Source organism: Bartonella sp. AD328YNZD (genome assembly GCF_042196425.1).
In genome coordinates, this window is sequence record NZ_JBHIQG010000224.1 from 1 (window position 1) to 2633 (window position 2633).

2 protein-coding genes and 1 pseudogene are annotated in these 2633 nt (G+C 36.8%); all 3 read left to right on the forward strand.

The window, feature by feature from the left end:
- On the forward strand, positions 1–531 hold a 531-nt coding region (locus ACFIO3_RS09615; RefSeq protein WP_375704370.1), incomplete at its 5' end, for a biotin--[acetyl-CoA-carboxylase] ligase.
- A 49-nt stretch (positions 532–580) separates the two neighbouring features.
- On the forward strand, positions 581–2257 hold the full coding sequence (locus tag ACFIO3_RS09620; protein ID WP_375615194.1) for a ribonuclease J: 1677 nt from the start codon (positions 581–583) through the stop codon (positions 2255–2257).
- 200 nt (positions 2258–2457) lie between these two features.
- Positions 2458–2633, forward strand: a pseudogene (locus ACFIO3_RS09625) (proline--tRNA ligase); the annotation flags it as partial.

Genomic DNA, 2633 nt, shown 5'->3' on the forward strand with positions numbered 1-2633 from the left:
GCAGAGGCAATAAAACAATTTATAAAAGATGAAAAGCAAACAAACAATATTGTGAGCTTAAAATGGCCAAACGATATTTTGCTCAGAGGTGTGAAAAGCTCTGGAATTTTGCTCGAGATTTTAAAATTGCCATCACAACAATATGCATTGGTTATTGGTATTGGAATAAATGTGAAATATAATTATGAAAACGCACTCTATCCCACTTCAAGTTTAAAGAATATTGGTTTGCATATTGAAGCAGAACAGTTATTTACGGTTCTGACGGAGTTTTTTTCTAAAAACTATCTCCTTTGGAAACAATCAGGAGGACGCAATATAATTCGCGAAAAGTGGCTTTTATACTCTGCTCATCTTGGGCAACATGTCAAAATAATCAATGATGAAAAAGTCATCGAGGGTATTTTTGATGGTCTTGATAGTGATTTTAACTGCATCATAAAACAAAATAATGGTCAAACAGCCATTATAACAGCTGGGGATGTTCATTTTGGTTCAGCTGCTTCTGCTCATGCAAATCGTATTAATTGATAAAGTTTTATTTCATCATCAGATTATCTTAATGATTTAGGAGATGTTTATGGTTGCGGCCAACGAGAATGAATTTGTTTTTTTACCTTTAGGAGGAGTAGGTGAAATAGGGATGAATCTCGCTGCTTATGGATTTGGTCCTGAAAATTTTCGTGAATGGTTGCTTGTTGATATGGGAGTTAGTTTTGCTGGACCTGAATTACCGGGAGCAGATCTTGTTTTGCCTGATATTCGTTTTCTAGAAAGTGAAAAACACAATATTCATGGTCTTGTTTTAACACATGCTCATGAAGATCATTATGGGGCCGTTCTTGATTTATGGCCAAAGTTACAAGTTCCAATTTACTGTACACCTTTTACGGCAGGATTATTGGAAAGTAAAAGGCAAGCAGATTTTGAATCTCAAAAAATTTCACTCAATATTTTTCAAGCTGGTGATTGTTTTCAGGTAGGTTCCTTTGCTGTAGAGGCTATAGCCGTTAACCATTCAATACCAGAAGCTGTCTCTTTAGCAATTACAACCTCTTTGGGGACTGTGATTCATACTGGTGATTGGAAAATCGATCATACCCCTTCACTCGGGGCTGTAACCGATGAAAAAAGATTTCGTGCTTTAGGCAAAAAAGGTATTTTAGCATTACTTTGTGATTCCACAAATGCGTGTCGGGATGGTATATCTCCATCAGAGCAGCAGGTTCAAACCAGTCTTTCTGAAATTATTTTGAAAGCTAAAGGGCGCGTTGCGATAGCAACTTTTGCTTCTAATATTGGTCGGATACGTTCTATTGCTCTTGCCGCTGAAGCTTCTGGGCGTAAGGTACTTGTCATTGGGCGTTCCCTTAAGCGAAGTATTATGGTTGCACAAGAGCTTGGTTATATGAATGGTTTAGCGCCATTTGTAACAGAAGATGATTATGGTTACATCCCGCGAAAAGATCTTGTTTTAATCGTCACAGGAAGCCAAGGTGAGCCGTGTGCTGCTTTGGCTAAACTTTCACGTGATGGAATGAGGAATATTGCACTCTCCGCTGGTGATACCGTTATTTATTCATCACGAAGTATTCCAGGAAACGAAAAATCTATTCTTGAGGTACAAAATCGTTTCATTGATTTGGGTATTGAAATTATTACGAATGAAGATGCTCTTGTTCATGTTTCAGGTCATCCCCGTCGTTCAGAACTTTTACAGATGTATGATTGGATAAAGCCACAGATACTTGTTCCTGTACATGGGGAAGCAATGCATCTTAAGACTCACGCAACTTTAGCCCGTCAAGCAGGTATTCAAACTGTTATGGATATCAGAAATGGCTATATGTTACGTCTCGCACCAAAGCCTGTAAAAGTTGTTGATCAAGTTCCTGTTGGACGTATCTATAAGGATGGTTGCCTAATTGGGGATGAAGATGAATTAGGGATTCGTGAACGCCGCAAACTCAGTTATGCTGGTCATGTTACTATTTCTCTCCATATAAATAATAAGTATGAATTATTGGGGGATATCGGTCTATCAACATTCGGGTTACCTGAAAATAATGGAAAAGGGGAGAGTTTGAAAGATATTCTTTTAGATATTGTAGAAAATACAGTTTATAACATCCCACGGCTAAAACGGAACAATAATGAACTTATTCGAGAGGCAACACGACGTGCAGTAAGAGCAGCTGTTCATGAGATTTGGCAAAAAAAACCTATCTGTACAGTTTTTTTGCATCGGTCAAAATAAAGAATTTTCCTATTACGTTATTTAAAGAGAAAAGCATTTTTATTTTATTGCTAAATAAGAAAAATAGAGAATAGAGCACAATAAATTTTGAAACAATAAGATCGTTATATTTGCAAGTATTCAGAATGCGGCTATAGATGAATGGAGGGTGTGTTAAATTGTTTCAATATGGTAGATCTGATTAGGAGTTAATTATTTCAATGCGTCTTTCTCAATATTTCCTTCCCCTGTTAAAAGAGAATCCTAAAGAAGCAGAAATTGTTTCTCATCGTTTTATGTTGCGTGCTGGGATGATTCGACAGCAAACATCAGGAATTTATTCTTGGCTTCCTTTGGGAAAAAAAGTGCTTGATAAAGTTTGTAAAATTATTCGTGA

Coding starts and splice junctions, on each gene's coding strand:
- ACFIO3_RS09620 (WP_375615194.1), top strand. CDS start 581: ATGGTTGCGGCCAACGAGAATGAATTTGTTTTTTTACCTTTAGGAGGA.